This window comes from Streptantibioticus ferralitis (assembly GCF_029223525.1).
In the GTDB taxonomy this organism is placed as follows: Bacteria; Actinomycetota; Actinomycetes; order Streptomycetales; family Streptomycetaceae; genus Streptantibioticus_A; species Streptantibioticus_A ferralitis.
Window position 1 is genome coordinate 1 of sequence record NZ_JARHTQ010000007.1, and the last position, 16552, is coordinate 16552.

15 protein-coding genes, 1 pseudogene and 1 riboswitch are annotated in these 16552 nt (G+C 69.6%); of the genes and pseudogenes, 9 read left to right on the plus strand and 7 right to left on the minus strand.

From position 1 onward, the window contains the following. Nucleotides 1-445, minus strand: a pseudogene (locus P2L57_RS12715) (transposase); the annotation flags it as partial. Nucleotides 446-516: 71 nt separating this feature from the next. Between P2L57_RS12715 and P2L57_RS12720 the strand changes: the two are divergent. Beyond that, nucleotides 517-693, plus strand: a complete 177-nt coding sequence (locus tag P2L57_RS12720) for a hypothetical protein (protein ID WP_308292463.1) — start codon at nucleotides 517-519, stop codon at nucleotides 691-693. 41 nt (nucleotides 694-734) lie between these two features. Further along, entirely contained in the window at nucleotides 735-1223 is a 489-nt protein-coding gene (locus tag P2L57_RS12725) for a hypothetical protein (protein ID WP_275812974.1), read from the plus strand. Between the two features lie 6 nt (nucleotides 1224-1229). On the opposite strand, the gene P2L57_RS12730 is transcribed toward P2L57_RS12725, so the two are convergent. Beyond that, nucleotides 1230-1463 carry a hypothetical protein gene (locus P2L57_RS12730; RefSeq protein ID WP_275812977.1) on the minus strand — a complete coding sequence of 78 codons (234 nt, stop codon included), beginning with the start codon at nucleotides 1461-1463 and terminating at the stop codon, nucleotides 1230-1232. 455 nt (nucleotides 1464-1918) lie between these two features. Then, nucleotides 1919-2179, minus strand: a complete 261-nt coding sequence (locus tag P2L57_RS12735) for a hypothetical protein (RefSeq protein WP_275812980.1) — start codon at nucleotides 2177-2179, stop codon at nucleotides 1919-1921. 10 nt (nucleotides 2180-2189) lie between these two features. Here P2L57_RS12735 and P2L57_RS12740 point away from each other — a divergent pair, with 10 nt between their 5' ends. Continuing rightward, nucleotides 2190-2507 carry an integrase core domain-containing protein gene (locus P2L57_RS12740; RefSeq protein ID WP_308292464.1) on the plus strand — a complete coding sequence of 106 codons (318 nt, stop codon included), beginning with the start codon at nucleotides 2190-2192 and terminating at the stop codon, nucleotides 2505-2507. A gap of 98 nt (nucleotides 2508-2605) precedes the next feature. Here P2L57_RS12740 and P2L57_RS12745 read toward each other — a convergent pair whose 3' ends face one another. Next, nucleotides 2606-2902: a hypothetical protein gene (locus P2L57_RS12745; protein WP_275812984.1), complete on the minus strand. Its 297-nt coding sequence runs from the start codon at nucleotides 2900-2902 to the stop codon at nucleotides 2606-2608. 270 nt (nucleotides 2903-3172) lie between these two features. After that, nucleotides 3173-3349, minus strand: a riboswitch (M-box (ykoK) riboswitch). A 202-nt stretch (nucleotides 3350-3551) separates the two neighbouring features. Between P2L57_RS12745 and P2L57_RS12750 the strand changes: the two genes are divergently transcribed. Next, complete coding sequence (locus tag P2L57_RS12750) at nucleotides 3552-4022, plus strand: hypothetical protein (protein ID WP_275812987.1); 471 nt, start codon at nucleotides 3552-3554, stop codon at nucleotides 4020-4022. 50 nt (nucleotides 4023-4072) lie between these two features. Then, nucleotides 4073-8674 (plus strand): cation-translocating P-type ATPase, encoded by a 4602-nt coding sequence (locus P2L57_RS12755; protein ID WP_275812990.1) that lies wholly within the window; start codon nucleotides 4073-4075, stop codon nucleotides 8672-8674. Nucleotides 8675-8770: 96 nt separating this feature from the next. Here the strand turns inward: P2L57_RS12755 and P2L57_RS12760 are convergent, their stop codons facing one another. Beyond that, nucleotides 8771-9706: a helix-turn-helix domain-containing protein gene (locus P2L57_RS12760; protein WP_275812993.1), complete on the minus strand. Its 936-nt coding sequence runs from the start codon at nucleotides 9704-9706 to the stop codon at nucleotides 8771-8773. Nucleotides 9707-9754: 48 nt separating this feature from the next. Beyond that, nucleotides 9755-10126: a terpene synthase family protein gene (locus tag P2L57_RS12765; protein WP_275812995.1), complete on the minus strand. Its 372-nt coding sequence runs from the start codon at nucleotides 10124-10126 to the stop codon at nucleotides 9755-9757. Between the two features lie 397 nt (nucleotides 10127-10523). Between P2L57_RS12765 and P2L57_RS12770 the strand changes: the two genes are divergently transcribed. Further along, nucleotides 10524-12767, plus strand: a complete 2244-nt coding sequence (locus P2L57_RS12770; RefSeq protein ID WP_275812998.1) for a family 2 encapsulin nanocompartment cargo protein terpene cyclase — start codon at nucleotides 10524-10526, stop codon at nucleotides 12765-12767. Between the two features lie 31 nt (nucleotides 12768-12798). On the opposite strand, the gene P2L57_RS12775 is transcribed toward P2L57_RS12770, so the two are convergent. After that, nucleotides 12799-13131 carry a hypothetical protein gene (locus tag P2L57_RS12775; RefSeq protein ID WP_275813003.1) on the minus strand — a complete coding sequence of 111 codons (333 nt, stop codon included), beginning with the start codon at nucleotides 13129-13131 and terminating at the stop codon, nucleotides 12799-12801. A 343-nt stretch (nucleotides 13132-13474) separates the two neighbouring features. On the opposite strand from P2L57_RS12775, the gene P2L57_RS12780 reads away from it, so the two are divergent. From P2L57_RS12780 to P2L57_RS12790, 3 genes are all read left to right on the plus strand, one after another. Next, nucleotides 13475-15118 carry an alkaline phosphatase family protein gene (locus tag P2L57_RS12780; protein WP_275813006.1) on the plus strand — a complete coding sequence of 548 codons (1644 nt, stop codon included), beginning with the start codon at nucleotides 13475-13477 and terminating at the stop codon, nucleotides 15116-15118. A 213-nt stretch (nucleotides 15119-15331) separates the two neighbouring features. Then, nucleotides 15332-15586 carry an alkaline phosphatase family protein gene (locus P2L57_RS12785; RefSeq protein WP_275813010.1) on the plus strand — a complete coding sequence of 85 codons (255 nt, stop codon included), beginning with the start codon at nucleotides 15332-15334 and terminating at the stop codon, nucleotides 15584-15586. Between the two features lie 99 nt (nucleotides 15587-15685). After that, entirely contained in the window at nucleotides 15686-16471 is a 786-nt protein-coding gene (locus P2L57_RS12790; RefSeq protein WP_275813013.1) for a hypothetical protein, read from the plus strand. Nucleotides 16472-16552: the final 81 nt, after the last annotated feature.

Consider the following 16552-nt stretch of genomic DNA (forward strand, 5'->3'; position numbering starts at 1 on the left):
CCCTGGCGGTGCTTGTGGGCGTAGTAGGTGGAGGGGGCGATGCTGCAGTCGTGCTCGGTGAGCGTTCTGCAGATCGGCTCGACACCGCCGAAGCGGGCCCGGTGCTCGTCGATGAACGCTACGAGCGCAGATGTGGCCGGTCGAGCTCGGCCGCGAAGAAACTCGCCGCGGCTTTGAGGATCTCGTTCGCCCGCTTCAGCTCCGCGTTTTCCTTCTTCAACGCCTTGACCTGCGCGGATTCCTCGGTTGTCGTTCCGGGCCGTGCCCCGTTGTCGATCTGGTCCTGGCGGACCCACGCGCGCAGCGTCTCGGTCGTCCCGATCCCCAGCTTGCCGGCGACCGCCGTCATCGCGGCCCACTCGGAGTCGTAGTCGGGTCGCACCTCGGCGACCATGCGGACCGCGCGATTACGCAGTTCAGCGGGATAACGGGAAGGACGTGCCATGACTCAATCCTCTCAGAGAATCGAGCCTCCATTCGACCCGGGGCGCTTCACTTGGCGCCGCACTGGCCAGGATGGAGGCCGAAGCCGCGCTGACCGCGATCGCCACACGGCTGAGCAACCCGCGCCTCGTCGCCGACCCGCCCCCCTACCGGCCGAATATGCTGCTGCGCGGACCTGAGGAACTCCGGGTCGCCTACGACCGCATCACCGGCCGGCCGCACCGTACTGGGAACTCGGGGGGCCAGTGAGGACCAGGCGATTCCCCCGAGGACGCCATCCGAAAACTCCCGTGCCCTGGCAATCAAATAGTCAATCGGGAGATCGAGGAAAAGTGCCGACTCTACTGGCCGGTGACCGCGGCGTTGCCGACGCCATCGACGTCCTGCGGTCGGGCGCTCCGGTCGTGCTGCCGCTCCCTTCGCCGCTGGCCTATGTGATCACGGGAACGGACGCCGCCGCGGTCAACACCGCGAAGCAACGTCCGGCGAGCCAGCCGGTGGGAGTCAGCGTGGCCGACTTCGATGTGCTCGCCGCGTATCTCGAGGTCGATGAGGATGTGTTGCCGCTGGCACGATGGCTGTGCGAATCCGAACTGGTCAGTCTGCTGGCTCCGATCCGGAGGAGCGCACCCGACTGGCTGGGGCCGGCGGCCTCGGACGGGATGGTGTTCTTCACGGCGGCGCCGTGGCTGCCCGAACTTCGCTCGATCTCCATCAACCAACCACCCTGTCCGTCATCGACCCGGTGTGATACCGCATGGGCCAGCCACCCGTGCTGAGCTACCTCAGTAGGTCGGCTGCACCCACAGTTCGAACTGCCCGTCGCCGAGCGGTTGGCAGTTCCACCCCACCCAGCGTCCCTCCGGGAAGCCCGCATTACCCGCATCGGCGCAGGCAGACAGTGACGGGTACACCCCGCCCGGAACGAAGTCCGCAGCGGACGCCGTGCCCGAGGCGAGAAGAACGGTACCCAGCATGCCTGCACCGACGACGGCCGATGCCACAACCCGACGTATCATCAACGACTCCTCTGCAGCTGCGCTGACAGGCCATTTCCTGCGAACGATGATTGTTCGCCAAGCGGAAACTATCACCTTCCCACTCGGCAATCGCTCACTGTGAACAGATAGGCAGACATGAGTGCCTCTGCGTTCAAAGCTGTTTCAAAGTTGGGTTGATCAAGCAGAATTACTGGCCACGGCGTGGCGACGCTCCTCGTAGCGGCCGCTACGAATGCAACGAGCCCTTTGCTGTGGACGGATGGCCTTGACCAGTCGCCGTTCAGAACCGGAGCCTGGATCCGCCGTCATCCAGCCATTACCTGCCTCTTCAAGTCGACTCCGCTGCCAGGGAATTGGGGGCTGAAACCGATAGAGGGGCTGGTTAGGCGCTCGACCGCCGTTCTCGCGGCGGCGGGTGGCCAGCAGCCCGAGCGCAAAGAAGACTGTGGGTGCCGATTAATCACCTGGCCTGGTCAAGCGGCACGTTGGTACTCGTGCTGAAGTTCCCCCTTGATCTTGGACAGCGTGTGCTTACGCTGCGGGGTGAAGTCGTGCTGCAGTCCGGCTCGGGATTCGAGTGGGGTGAGGTAGCCGAACTCGGGGTGCTTGCGGAGCCTGGTGCGGTTGTATTCGACCTCGATGAAGCGGAAGACGTCGGCTCGGGCGGCCTCGCGGCTCTCCCAGATAGTCGTGCCGATCTCCCTGCGCTTCTTGCTGCGTGACCGTGATGGCAAGTACGGCGAGATGTTCGACAGTGTCTTCCAGGCCGAGGACATGGAGATCCTCAAGAGTGCGCCGCGAGCTCCTCGGATGAACGCCCACTGCGAACGGATCATCGGCAGCATCCGGCGTGAGGTCCTCGACCACGTCCTCATCGCGAACGAGGCCCATGCTCGGAAGGTCCTTGCCGCCTACGATCGGCACCACAACGAGCACCGCCCCCACCAGGCCCGGCGCCAGCCACCACGCGCCAGCCACGACCTGAGGCTTACGAACAGCCCGCCACGGTGCATGACCTCGACACCCGCGAGGCGCTACGCACCCGGATCCTCGGTGGCCTGATCAACGAGTACCGATATGCGGCGTGACGTGCAGCGACGACTTTTCGAGCGGCACACGTTCCATGATCTTGACGACGCTCATGGCGTCATCCTGCCGTATCAGTCTTCGGCGGAGCGCCCGGGGCGGGCCGTGGCGTCGTCGAATGCCTGCCGGGCCAGCCGGACGGCGAACGGCAGGGCGAGCTGCACCAGCACCCCCGCGCCCACGGCGCTGGCCGCGCTGCCCACCACGGGCTGGGCGTAGGTGCTGACCCGCCGCGCCGCGGCGGGGGTCCACGCCCGCCGTACGTGGTGCAGCACGGGGCGGACCAGGCTGGCCACCGGGACGTCGGGTACGGGGACGGTCAGGGTGCGGTCGGCGGCGTCGGAACGCGGCCAGGTCAGTTCGATGCGCATGGCTGGTCTCCCTCGCGAGACGGGCCGGATCGCGTGCGGTGGCGCGCGCCGCCGCCGACGCACACGTCACGTTCGCCGCCACGGCGAGCGGGCAGGACGATGCGTGCGGTGCGGTTCAACGGGCGCGGAAGCCGCGATCGGACGGGAATGGGGGGTGCTGCCCCGGATCGGGCTCTGGACTGGGCCTGGGACTCATTTCCCCTCACCTCCTCACGGCCAGGACACGCGTGGGTGTCATCGAACGGGCCGAGGAGCCCCCCGTACAACGCGAGGGCACCTCTCTCGTCGGAGCTTCAGCACTGCGCGGCGTATTCCCGGCCCGTAGGCCCGGTAGCCACTTGGGCCCACCCCTTGTGCCGAGGCGGGCTGTCCTGACCTGGGGCGTCTCTCGACGTTCGAGGTCAGTGGCCTGTGTCCGCGCAGACGCCTCGCCTAACGAGGTGCTGTCATATGACGAGATTTGCGGTTATTGCCGTAAGTTGTCAAGGAGAGTTCTGGCAAACAAAAGGGGAGGGTCAGATGAACGCAGGTGGGCCGTCGGCCTAAGTACGGCGTGTCCTGCCCCGTAGCCGCGATCGGAGACACCATGAGTGAGCGCCCCGATACAACCTCGACGGTCATGTCGAAATTGTCACATCCGGTCCAAACGATGACGGAGGCGGTGAACCATGTGCCCGGCGCCCCCGCCGTCAAGGGCGCCGTGGACGGCGTGCTGGACACTGTCGGCGCCGTGTCTCCCCACGCCCGCAGGGTCGCCGCCTATGCCGGTGTCGGCCTGCTGGGCGTCGCGGGCCTGGTCGAGTGGCCGGTGGCAGCCGCTGGCGCCGCGGTCGTATGGCTGACCCAGTCGCGCCCCCAGCACAACGGCCATACCGCGGCGCAGCAGGCCGGTCAGCGGCCGAAGGCCCGGAAGGCTCAGGCGGACCGGCCCAGGACGAAGACGGCGGCCGAGCGGCCCACGGCCAAGAAGACCGCGTCGAAGAAGACGGCTTCCAAGCGGACGACCGCCCGGAAGCCGGCCAGGACGGCCGCGGCGGCGCGCTCCCGTACGTCCGCCCAGTCCGGCGCACCGCAACGCGCCCAAACCTCGCCATCCGCCACTAGCGGGCAAAAAACCTGACGCCGCGCGTCACAGCCCGTGCGATCGCTGGCTCTCCGCGAAGGTAAGGCATGGTTCTGCGTCTGCTGACCCGTCTGCCACTGATCGGGCTCGGCCTTGCCATGGCCGCTCCTGCCCAGGTCACACGACGTGTCGTAGCGCCCGCAGAGGCCGCCGCCCGGATCGCGGCCGATATCGCGGACGCCGGCGTGCACGCCACGACGAGCGGTGCGGCGGCGGTGTCGAGCACCGCCGTCCGCCTCGCACGGGTCGCGCGGCACGCCCTGACGCCGGGCACCGGGTACTGGTGTGCCGGATCCCGGCTGCACCTGGTCCTGCGACCGTCGCCGGAGGCCGGCATGCGCGGCGTGCACGACCTCGAAGCGGCGGCGAGGAAGGTCGCGGTGGCGCTGGCCGAGCACCCCGATGTGCTGGTCGCCTACTGGGACGGCGGACTGGCCCGGCTGGTGGTCCAGATGACCGAGGACGCGCCCGCCGACCGGATCGCCGAGAAGGTGTACCAACTGGCCGACAGGGAGGGACTCGCGCACCCCGGGGAGCGGGTGCTGGAGCGTGTTCACCCGGGCGACGTGGGGAGCGTGCGCACCGGGGCACTCGCGCTCGCCTGCGACCTGGCGGGCATCACCACCGCGGTCACCGCGCGGACCGTGGGCCTGAAGAGCTCCCCGCAGATGGTCACCGCGGTGGTAACGCTGCTGCGGGAGGACTCCCGGGTACGCCGCGCCCTGCGCCGCCGACTGGGCACCGCCCCGGCCGACCTCGCGCTGGCGGCGGCAAACGCCGCCGCCCACGGCTTCGGCCAGTCGCCGACCGCCCTGGTGCTGGACGCGGCACTGCGCGCCGCGCAGCTGGTGGAGTCGTTCGCCCGCGCCGCCGCGTTCGACGCCGCTCATGACAAGGTCTGCGCTCCCGGACGGCTGAGCCTGGCCGGGCTGGTGGAACGGCCCGCGATCCGGCCGTACCCGGGCGAGGAGTACGCGGACCAGGCGGTCACCGGAAGCGTGGTCGGCGCGGCCGCGACACTGTTGTTCACCCGCGACGTCCGGGAGGCGGCCGAAGCCGTGCTGGCCGGCTCGCCGAAGGCCGCCCGCTACGGACCGGCGGCCTTCTCCGCGGTGCTGGGCAGTGCCCTGGCGCGCGAGGACGTGCTGGTGCGCGACACCGAGCGGTTGCGGCAGCTGGAGATCGTGGACACCGTGGTCCTGCACCCCGAGGCGCTGCACGGCGACCGCCGCACGGTGCTCGAAGTGAACCCCAGCGCGCCCGGCTGGGACCATGACCGGCTGTGGCGTGCCGCGACCGTGGCGCTGCGCCCGCCCGACGAATGGGCGCCGCCGTCCGCCGAGTTGGGACTCCGCCTGCGTCCGGTGCCCGGCCAGGAGGCGGCTCGGACGGGGCTGATGATCGCTTCGGCGCGCGGCAAGGAGGTGGGCACCGTACTGGTCGGCTGGGAGGTCGACCCGCTTGCCGAGGCCGGGTTGGACGCGGCGCGCCGGGCCGGTCTGCGCGTCGTGGTGGTGGACGATGCGTCGCTCGGCGACTTCGCCGCCCTGGTCGACGAACTCGTCTCCGCTGACCGGCCGTTGGCCGATGTCGTACGCGGGCTGCAGGAGGACGGCCGGGTGGTGCTCACGGTGGCGCGCGTTCCGGCCGAAGGCGCCACCATGGAACGGGACTTGACGGAGGAGAGCCGCGAGGTACTCGCCGGACTGCTGCAGAGCGACCTGGCCGTCTCGGTCACCGACGAGCGCAGCGCGGTGGTCTGGGGCGCGGATGTCCTTCCGCTGCGGGGACTTGAGGGAGTGTGGCGGCTGCTGGCCGCGGTCCCCGCCGCGCGCACCGTCGGCCGGCACTCCAAGATCCTCGCCGAGGCGGGCGCGGCACTGTCCGGGCTGCTGGTGCTCACCCGGGGCAGACGGACCCAACGCGCCCCGTTCAGCCTGGGGTTCCGGCTCAGCCCGGTCAACGTCGCCGCCGCCTCGGCCCTGGTGTCGGGCTGGCGCGCCGCCGTCAGGGTCAGCGCCCGCTCGACGCCCCACCCCCGGCCACGGGTGCCCTGGCATGCCCTGCAGCCCGAGGAGGCGCTCGCCCGGCTGGCCAGCATGCCGCGTCCGAGGCCGTCCGCGCTGCATCTGCTGCGCACCCGGCTCGGCGCTGTGGCGCAGCTGCCGGTGTTCACCCCGGCCCGTCTGACGGTGCGTCTGGTGACTGCGGTACGGGCCGAACTGGATGATCCGCTCACTCCCGTGCTCGTGGTCGGCGCCGCCGCGTCGGCGCTGCTCGGGTCCACCGTGGACGCGCTGCTGGTCGCCTGCGCGATGGGGATGAACGCCCTGGTCGGCGGGGTGCAGCGACTACGCGCCGAGCGTGCGCTTTCGGCGCTCGCGGCGGGACAGCGGCGAACGGCCCGGCGGGTGGCCGACAAGGGCGGTGGTGCGACCACCACCGTCGAGGCCGGGCGACTGGCGCCGGGGGAGGTGATCGAGCTGCAGACCGGCGACGTGGTCCCCGCGGACGCTCGGCTGCTGGAGGCCGACGATCTGGAGGTGGACGAGTCCTCGCTCACCGGCGAGTCGCTGCCGACCCGCAAGGAGTTGACCGCCACACCGCAGGCGGCGGTCGCGGAGCGCAAGTCCATGCTGTTCGAAGGCACCACCGTGGTGGCCGGGCGGGCGCGGGCCGTGGTGGTCGGCACCGGCGACCAGACAGAGGCGGGCCGGGCGGAGCATCTCGCGTCGCATGTGGCGCCCGCGGCCGGGGTGCAGGCCCGGCTACACGAACTGACCAGCCGGGTACTGCCGCTCACGCTCGCCGGCGGTGCCGTCGTCACCGGACTGTCGCTGATCCGCGGGCGACCGGTCCGGGAGGCGGTCAGGGGCGGACTCGCGGTCGCCGTGGCCGCGGTACCGGAGGGGCTGCCGCTGGTGGCGACGGTCGCGCAGATGTCCGCCGCGCGCAGACTCAGCAGACACGGCGTACTGGTGCGCACCCCGCGCGCCCTGGAAGCACTGGGCCGGGTGGACACGGTCTGCTTCGACAAGACCGGCACCCTGACCGAGAACCGGCTGCATGTCGTCCGTACCGTCACCGTCGATGGCGCCACGCACCCGGCCGACGCTCCCGAGGCGGCGCCCGTGCTGCGGATCGCGGCCCGGGCCTGCCCGCGGGGCGCCGAGGACACCGGCGTGCACGCGCACGCCACCGACGAGGCGGTCCTCGTCGCGGCTCCGCCGGATCCGCAGTGGTCGCCCCTTGAAGTGCAGCCGTTCGAAGCCAGCCGTGGGTACGCGTCCGCCGTGGGCACCGACGCCGATGGAACGGACGTGCTGGTGGTCAAGGGCGCACCGGAAGTGGTGCTGCCGTGTTGCGTGGACGTCGGCGCCGATGCCGCCGCGAGGGCCCAGTCCCTCGCCGCCGAAGGACTGCGCGTACTGGCCGTCGCCCAGCGCCGGTTGGTCCCTGGCGAGGAGAGTGAGGCGCTCGGCAAGCCGCTTGAGTCGCTGGAAGTCGTCGGGTTCGTGGCCCTCGCCGACGCACCGCGCGCGAGTTCCGCCCCGCTGGTGGCCGGGCTCGGCCGGGCCGGCGTCCGCCCGGTCATGCTCACCGGCGACCATCCGCAGACCGCGCGTGCCGTGGCGATCGCACTGGGCTGGCCGAAGGACGTCACCGTGGTCACCGGTGGCGAACTCGCCGACCTGGACCGGGCCGGCCGGGCCCGGCTGCTGCGCGACTGCGGGGTGGTGGCCCGGGTGGCGCCGGAACAGAAGCTGCAGGTCGTCGAGGCGCTCCAGGAGGCCGGACGGGTGGTGGCAATGGTCGGGGACGGCGCGAACGACGCCGCCGCCATCCGCGCCGCCGACGCCGGCATCGGCATCGCCGTACGGGGCTCGGCGGCCGCCCGCAATGCCGCGGACCTGGTGATCACCACTGACGAACTGTCGGTCCTCATCGACATCATCGCCGAAGGCCGGGCGATGTGGAGCAGCGTGGCGGACGCTATCAGCATCCTGATCGGCGGCAACGCCGGAGAGGTCGGCTTCACCGTGCTCGGTACGCTGGTCTCGGGGACCTCGCCGTTGTCCACGCGTCAGCTTCTGCTGGTCAACCTGCTCACCGACATGTTCCCGGCGATGGCGGTCGCGGTCACTCCGCAGGACCCCCAGCGATCCCCGGACACCGCGAACGGGGAAACCGGCGAGGAGTCCGCCCCCGCTGGCACCGCCCCGGTGGGCATGGCCGTCCTCCGGGAGCCGCTCACCCGCCAGATCCGGCAACGCGGTGTGATCACCGGGCTTGGCGCGGGCACGGCGTGGCTGATCGGCACCCTCACCCCCGGATCCGCCCGACGCACCAGCACGATGGCCCTTTGCGGGGTGGTGGGCGCCCAGCTCACCCAGACGGTCATCGGCCGCCGCCACAGCCCGCTGGTACTGCTGACCGTGCTCGGCTCGGCCGCGGCACTGGTCGGCCTGGTACAGACGCCCGTGGTCAGCCACTTCTTCGACTGCACTCCGCTGGGGCCGGTGGCCTGGGCGGGCGTCACCACCGCCATCGGCGTCGCCGCGCTGGGCCCGCTGGTGCTGCCGACCGCCGAGCGGGCCCTGTCGCAGATCGAGTCGCGGCTGCGCCCGATGGTACGGGTGGTCCGCTGAACGCTGCGCGGCCCGCCGCCGCACGCCGAGCGCGGCACCGGGACGGGCGAGCGGCCGTGGCGGCGGCAGGAGTTCACCGCCGCCACGGCCACCGGGTCAGTTGCCCCGCAGCCCGGCGATCAACCACTCGACGGCAGGAGTGACGCTGGGCGCGGGCGGCCAGCCGTTGATCACCGCGAGCAGTTCCCAGTACCGGGTGTAACCCGAGTCATGACCGGTCTCCATGCGTGCCAACAGCCAGGTGCGGAACTCCGCTCCGTCCTCGCGCCCGCACAACCGCGCGCACTCGGCGGCGAGTTCGTCCAGCACCGGTCGGGCCGCCTGGGAAGTCGGCTCGATTCCGGCTTCACGTGCCGAGGCGGTGCGCGCCTGGATCAGCTCCGCGAGCCGACGGGCGGCGGCCTCGTCGGGCTGCCCGGCTTCCGCTCGGGCCCGGACCTGATCGGCGGCCGCCCGACGCATGCGAGCCCGGAAGCCGTCGTCCTGCACCAGCTCCGCCAGCTCCACCCAGGCGTTGAGCTGCTCCGCCGTCGGGTTGTCCGGCAGCTCCGGCATCGCGCCGTGCATCAAGGTGAGGAACGTGGCGTCGACGTCGAGGCCGCCGAAGGCCTGGTCGACGAAGTCGTGGATCATACGGCGGCGTTCCTGGTCGGAGAGTGTGGCGAGTTTGTGCATGAGTTGCATCTCCTCTGGTGTGGACCCGCGGTTGGCCACCGCGCGCAGCACGGCCCGGCGCAGCCGCAAGGTGCGGATCTGCACATCCAGGGCCTCGGCGTGCGCTGACGCGACGTCGGCGACGCTGACCTCGCGTTCCAGCACCCGCTGGATGGTGGCGAGGTCGATGCCGAGGTCGCGCAGCGTACGGACGAGACCGAGACGGGCCAGCGCGTCCCGGCCGTAGAGCCGGTAGCCGACGGGTGTGCGGTCGGTCGGCGGCACCACTCCCGCATCGGACCAGAACCGGATGGTCTTGACCGTGAGACCGGTCAGCCGGGCCAGTTCCCCGATGGTCCAGAGGGCGTCGTCGTCCATGTCCACCACCTTGGAGTCTCCCGTCGAGGGAGACTCAACCCTGGGAGCTCACCCTGGTGCCGGGAGGGCGGCCTCGCCGCGTAGCCGACGCAGGGCCGTGGCCGTGGGCTCGGCTCGGCGCCGGAAGCGGACGTTGTTTCGCTGCCAGTCCAGCATCAGCACCAGCTTGTCGGTCAGTGTGCCGACCAGCCGCGCGTACGCGGTCTGTTCGGCGGGGCCGGAGCTGAGGGTGCGGAACGGCGCTGGAGCGTAGGAGCGCGTCGCCGCGTCCTGGTCGAGTGATGCGAGGTCGTCGTGGGCGAGTGCCGCCAAGGCGGCGAGTTGCCAGATGCGGCGTACGAAGGGGTGGTCACGGACCGAGGCCGGAATGTCGTCGTCGAGCGTGAGCTCCAGCGTGTCCACGGCGAAGGGAACTGGCAACGGCCGCCGGTGTCACAGGCAAACTCCTTACAGCGCACGCGGGTTCGAAGGTGGACTGGCATTGCCGCCGGTGCGGCAGAATCAGATGGGCGGAGCTGACTGAGGTCGGCGAATGCGCGGGATGGGCAGTGTGCTCTCGGGGGCACCTGAAATACCCATGCTTATATGATGAGTCACGGGGTTGGGTAATCGACTGCCACCCTGGGTAGTGCTGATGCGACCGGGTCGCACGGCATGAGGAGGGGCGGTCCGCGGAAAGCCTTACGAATTCGGCACGCTCCGAAAAGCTCGTCCCCGGGTTCCTCTTTCCGGCGAATCGAACCGGCCTGGCAGGCAGTTGGCCTCCGGCCGCTCAATCCCATGTCCGTGGCGATAAAGTCAAGAGAGGCCGCCACCAGTGACGCAGACACAGCCTTTTGAACTGCCCGACTTTTACATGCCCTATCCGGCGCGGCTGAATCCCCACCTGGAGGAGGCGCGTTCGCACTGCAAGAAGTGGGCCCGTGACATGGGGATGCTGGAGGGTTCCGGCATCTGGGACGAGCATGACCTCGACGCGCATGACTATGCGCTGTTGTGCGCCTACACCCACCCGGACGCCTCCGGTCCCGAGCTCTCGCTGGTGACCGACTGGTATGTGTGGGTGTTCTTCTTCGACGACCATTTCCTGGAGGTCTTCAAGCGATCCGGGGACCGGGAGGGCGGCAAGGAGTACCTGGACCGGCTTTCGGCTTTCATGCCGATGGATCTGGCCACCGGAGTCCCCGAACCGACAAATCCGGTGGAGGCGGGCCTGATCGATCTCTGGGAACGCAGTGTCCCCGCCATGTCCCTGGACTGGCGAGCCCGGTTCGCCGAAAGCACCGAGAACCTGCTCAACGAGTCGCTCTGGGAACTCTCCAACATCAACGCAGGCCGGATCCCCAACCCCGTCGAGTACATCGAGATGCGCCGCAAGGTCGGCGGAGCGCCATGGTCGGCCGGTCTGATCGAACACGCGGTGGGTGCTGAGGTCCCCGCGGTGATCGCCGGCAGCCGGCCGATGCGGGTTCTCAAGGAAACCTTTTCGGACGGTGTTCACCTGCGTAACGACCTGTTCTCCTACCAGCGGGAGACCGAAGAGGAGGGCGAACTCAGCAACGGTGTCCTGGTGCTGGAGAAGTTCCTCGACTGCACCACCCAGCAGGCCGCGGACGCCGTCAACGACCTTCTCACCTCACGGCTGCAGCAGTTCGAGAACACCGCCCTGACGGAACTCGGCCCGCTCCTCGTGGAGAAGGGCGTGGGCGCACGGTCCGCCGCCGATGTCCTGGCATACGTCAAGGGCCTGCAGGACTGGCAGTCCGGCGGCCATGAATGGCATATGCGCTCCAGCCGGTACATGAACAATGCCACGCGGTCCGCCCCGTCCGTCGGCTGGTCCCCGTTCATCCCCAGCGGACTGGGCACCTCGGCGGCGGATCTGAAGCTGACCGGCGGACGGATCGGGGCCGACCGGGGACGACGCTTCACCCACGTTCCCCACCAGAGGGTCGGCCCGTCCCAACTGCCCGACTTCTACATGCCGTTCACCACCACCCTCAGCCCGCACCTGCACTCGGCGCGCCAGAACACGGTCGAGTGGGCGCACCGGATGGGGATGCTCAAGGCGCAGCCGGGCCTTCCCGGCTCCCACATCTGGGACGAGCACAAGCTCGTCGCCTTCGACTTCCCGCTGTGCGCGGCGGGGATCCACCCGGACGCCTCACCCGACGAACTCGACCTGTCGTCACAGTGGTTGACCTGGGGCACCTACGCGGACGACTACTACCCCGTGGTCTTCGGGCGAGCCCGGAACCTGGCCGGCGCGAAGGCATGCAACGAGCGACTCGCTGCCCTCATGCCGATCGACGCCGACACCGCTTCGGCCCCGGCGAACGCGCTGGAGCGGGGCTTGGCCGACCTGTGGACCCGCACCGCGGAGCCGATGACCGTGAGCGCACGCCGCAGGTTCCGCACGGCCATCGAGGACATGATCTCCAGCTGGCTGTGGGAGCTGGCCAACCAGGCGCAGAACCGCATCCCTGACCCGGTGGACTACATCGAGATGCGCCGGGCCACCTTCGGCTCCGAGCTCACGATGAGCCTGTGCCGACTGGCTCATGGCGAGGAGATCCCACCGGAGATCTACCGGACCGGGCCGCTGAGGTCCCTGGAGAACTCCGCGACCGACTACGCATGTTTGATCAACGATGTCTTCTCGTACCAGAAGGAGATCGAGTTCGAAGGAGAGGTCCACAACGGCATCCTCGTCGTCCAGAACTTCTTCGACTGCGACTATCCGACCGGGCTCGCCATCGTCCATGACCTGATGACCTCCCGGATGCGCGAGTTCGAGCATGTCGCCGCGCATGAACTGCCCGTGCTGTATGACGACTTCAAGCTGGGGGAGACCGCCCGCCGGATGCTGGACGGCTATGTGCGCGAACTGCAGAACTGGATGGCCGGAATCCTGACCTGGCATCGGGGCTGCCACCGCTACCAGGAGGCCGAACTGCGACGCCGCACCGGAGCTCAGTGGCCGCTCGGTGGACCCACGGGGCTGGGGACCTCAGCCGCGCGGAGCCCGGTGTCCACCCGTTTGGCGCAGCTCGCGCAGTAGCCCTGGGCCGAGGGGGTGATGGCGCGAGGCCTCAGGCCCTGCTGGTGGGGTGGGTGCTGGACGCGGTGTCGATGAACAGCCCGCCGAACGCGGCGAGGGCGGCGACCATCGCCGGTAGGGCGTCCACGTGTGTCGGGCGCAGCAGGGCCATGACCGCGGCCAGGACGCTGACCGCCAGGGACGTCGCCGCCATCACCGCCCACACCCACGTACGCCACAGGGCCTGCGGGTTGGTCACCAGGCCGAGCAGCCCGGAGACCAGGAACGACACCACCGGGGCCATGTTCGGCAGCCTGCGGTCGCTGTCCAGCGCCGCGATCGACAAGAACACCATCAGACCGAAGAAGGCCGTTGCCAGCAGCACGGGGGCCGCTCGCCTCGCGGGTTCCGACTCGTTCGCCGCCATCACTTCCTCGCCGTCTGGTGCCCGAGGAGCCGGATCACCCGTCCGTCTCGTTGCCTTCCCATGTGCCCGCCGCGGCTGGCGCCCCTCGAATGGACCGGACGGGGTGCGCGGGGTCGCCAGCGGCATGCATCGTGATCATGGCACGTGTCCGGTCGGGTGCAGCGCCTTGACGATCGCCCGGGACGTGTCCCCACGCGATCGCGCGTGTCCACGGCCACGCACCCGGCCGTGGCGGACCAGTCGAAGCGGTGAGGACCGCCGCGGACGCGGTGGCAGGCAGCACCCGGCGGGAGGAGGAATCGTGGCAGTCGTCGACCATGTGATCGTGCTGGCGCTGGAGAATCGTTCGTTCGACCATATGCTCGGTTTTGTCGAGCATCCGAACCCGAAGTTCGACGGACTCACCCGGGGCGGGCCACACACGAACCCCGGCTGGGACTCCGCCGCACCGGTGACGGCCGAGCCGCGCGCCAAGACCGCCTTGCCGATCGACCCCGACCATTCGCATGACGCGGTCATGGAGCAACTCGCGCTCAGGGGGACGGCAGGTGCCGCGTCCCCCACCAATCAGGGATTCGTCATGAGTCTCGAACGCAAAGGCCGCGGTCTGTCACCACCGACGTACGGTGGTGCACTCGGTCCGCTGCTCAACTGGTGGCACGCGCGCGGCGGACCAACACGCCCGGCGGCCGCCGGGCTGGGGCCGCTGGCCATGCTCTGCCAACCCCCCGCCCATGTCCCGGTGCTCAGCCGACTGGCACTCGAATTCGCCGTATGTACACGGTGGTTCTGCTCGCTGCCGGGTGAAACCTGGCCCAACCGCAACTTCCTGCATGCCGCGACATCCGACGGCGAGGTCGACATCGATCTGCGCGCGTACACCAACCGCACGATCTTCGAGCTACTGGAGGAAGAAGGGACCACCGACCACGCGAGGACCTGGCACATCTATCACGACGACACCCCGCAGGTATGGGCCTTCCGACGACTGTGGGACACCCCTGAGCGGCACGCCAACTGGTTTCCGGCCAGCGCCTTCGCGGACCATGTCGCGGCCGGGAAACTGCCTGCCTACTCCTTCATCGAGCCCAATCACCGGCCGCCGCTGCACACCCTGGACCACGACCCGATCATCGGCGCGCCCGATGTCAGCAACAACCAGCACCCGGGCAACAACCAGGTGGACGCAGGCGGATACCCGGCGTTCGCCGACGCCTCGCCCGACAGCGACTTCAGCCGCGGCGAGGCGCTCATCGCCGGCGTCTACCAGGCGCTACGCGCCAACCCGGCGCTCTTCGCGCGATCCGTACTGCTGATCACCTACGACGAACACGGCGGTCTGTACGACCATGTCCCTCCGCCCGTCGGCGTTCCCAGCCCCGCGGACGCCGGTACCCAAGGGCCTGGCTGGGCCGCCCGGCTACAGCACAGCCTGTGCCATCGCAAGGCCGAGACCTTCGACTTCACCCTGCTCGGCCCGAGAGTTCCGGCCGTCATCGTCTCGCCGCTGGTGGCCGCGGGCACCGTGGACGCGCGGGTGCGCGATCACGCAGCCGTCCCCGCCACCCTGCGCGCCCTCTTCGCCCCGCACGCCCGACCCCTCACCCGCCGAGACGAGTGGGCCACGCCGTTCCACTCGGTGCTGACCCTCGCCGAGCCCCGGACGGACCTGCCTGACCTCTCCGGGTACGTCGGCGCCACGCCCGGCGCGACCGGGCTGAACGTCACCGCACCTGACGCCCCCTACCCGGCCGAAGCGCCATCCCACTACCGGGATTTCGCACGTCAGGCGGAACTCGTGTGGCGACACCTCGCCCATGTCGGCGAACCAGAGGTGTCCCAGCCGCCGGCGTCCACCCAACCCCAACGAGCGGTGCAGATCACCGAGGCGTTCGCGGCCGCCGCCCACCGCCACCGCTCCGTCGCGGCCGGCGACCAGCCGTAGTGCCCCGCAGGGGCGTGGGCTCGGCGCTGCCTCGTCACGGCGTTGCCGCCGCTCGCCGGGTGGCGGGACGGTCCGCCTCCCCTTCGGTACGTTCCGTGGCAGAACATGCGATCCATCAGGCAATGGGTCGTAGTGTGACCGGGACACCGGCGTCGGCTGCCGCGCTGTGAGGCCCTTCCCCTTCCCCCTCCCGCAGTCTGTTGGAGGTGCGTGATGCCGGATGCCACTCGATTGAGCTTGATCGACCACATCGTGGTCCTGATGCTGGAAAACCGCTCCTTCGACCACATGCTCGGCTTCCTCTACACCCATCAGGGCAATCGCTCCGCGTCCGGGCAGCCCTTCGAAGGACCGACCTGGTGGCCCACAGACTCATCCCGGCCACATGACGATCCGGCTGATGGCAGCCGCCACACCAGTGGCCCAGTCCGTTCATTCACTCGACGCAATCTCGGCAACCCCAGGTAGCAGAGGCGCAAGGGCATTGCCAGCGTCGGGAGTGTGGCGAACCCGCACACCCACCCCACCAGACACGGCCGATGACACCGGCGGAACAAGGGAGTAACCGTGGCTATGGCCAACCAGAACGGCAACGGAATGCGCATCGGCAGGCTCGGCAAAATGCCGCCCAAGGTGGACGACCGCACTTTGAACCTCGCCGACTATCTGACGCCCGCGCTGCCACCCGCTCCGCCGATGAAGACCTGGACCGAAAAGGTTCAGGACTGGACCATGCTCGGGAACGACCGGTACGGCGACTGCGTGATCGCCGCCTCGCTGCACATGGAGCAGAACTGGACCGCCTATGAGGGTCCGCAGGAGATGGAGCCGACCGAGCAGCAGGCGTTGAACGTCTACTCCACGATTACCGGCTTCAACCCGAACGACCCCTCAACGGACCGTGGCACCAATATGCTTGATGCGCTCAACTACTGGCGCAAAACAGGCATCGGCAACGGCACGATCCTCGCCTACGCGGCGAGCGAGCCCGGAAACGTCGAGCACATCAAGGACATCGTCGAGTTGTTCGGGGCCGCCTATGTGGGTCTGCAACTGCCGGTCAGTGCTCAGAAGCAGAAGGTGTGGGCGGTGCCGCCCGGCGGGCCGGTGGGATCCGGTCAGCCGAGCAGCTGGGGCGGTCACTGCGTCCCGATGATCGGGTACACGCCCACCCAGGTCATGTGTGTCACGTGGGGCCAGCTCAAGTCCATGACCTGGGGATTCTTCGAGACGTACTGCGACGAGGCGTACGCGGTGCTCAGCTCGCAGTGGGCGGACGGCAACCGGCCGGACCCTGACGGCTTCAGTCTCGACGATCTGAAGCAGGACCTCAACGCGGTGGTCAGCCACTGATACGCGCACCGGACAGGGCGGGCGGCGCCGCGCAGGCGCCGCCCGGCTCGCGGTCGGGGCTGCGGCCGTGTTCAGCGGGCA

Bases quoted from the DNA above. Each gene is read 5' to 3' on its own strand.
- P2L57_RS12745 (WP_275812984.1), bottom strand. From the start codon at position 2,902: ATGCGCATCGAACTGACCTGGCCGCGTTCCGACGCCGCCGACCGCACC.
- P2L57_RS12750 (WP_275812987.1), top strand. From the start codon at position 3,552: ATGACGGAGGCGGTGAACCATGTGCCCGGCGCCCCCGCCGTCAAGGGC.
- P2L57_RS12785 (WP_275813010.1), top strand. From the start codon at position 15,332: ATGCCGGATGCCACTCGATTGAGCTTGATCGACCACATCGTGGTCCTG.
- P2L57_RS12755 (WP_275812990.1), top strand. From the start codon at position 4,073: ATGGTTCTGCGTCTGCTGACCCGTCTGCCACTGATCGGGCTCGGCCTT.
- P2L57_RS12760 (WP_275812993.1), bottom strand. From the start codon at position 9,706: ATGGACGACGACGCCCTCTGGACCATCGGGGAACTGGCCCGGCTGACC.
- P2L57_RS12720 (WP_308292463.1), top strand. From the start codon at position 517: ATGGAGGCCGAAGCCGCGCTGACCGCGATCGCCACACGGCTGAGCAAC.
- P2L57_RS12730 (WP_275812977.1), bottom strand. From the start codon at position 1,463: ATGATACGTCGGGTTGTGGCATCGGCCGTCGTCGGTGCAGGCATGCTG.
- P2L57_RS12740 (WP_308292464.1), top strand. From the start codon at position 2,190: ATGTTCGACAGTGTCTTCCAGGCCGAGGACATGGAGATCCTCAAGAGT.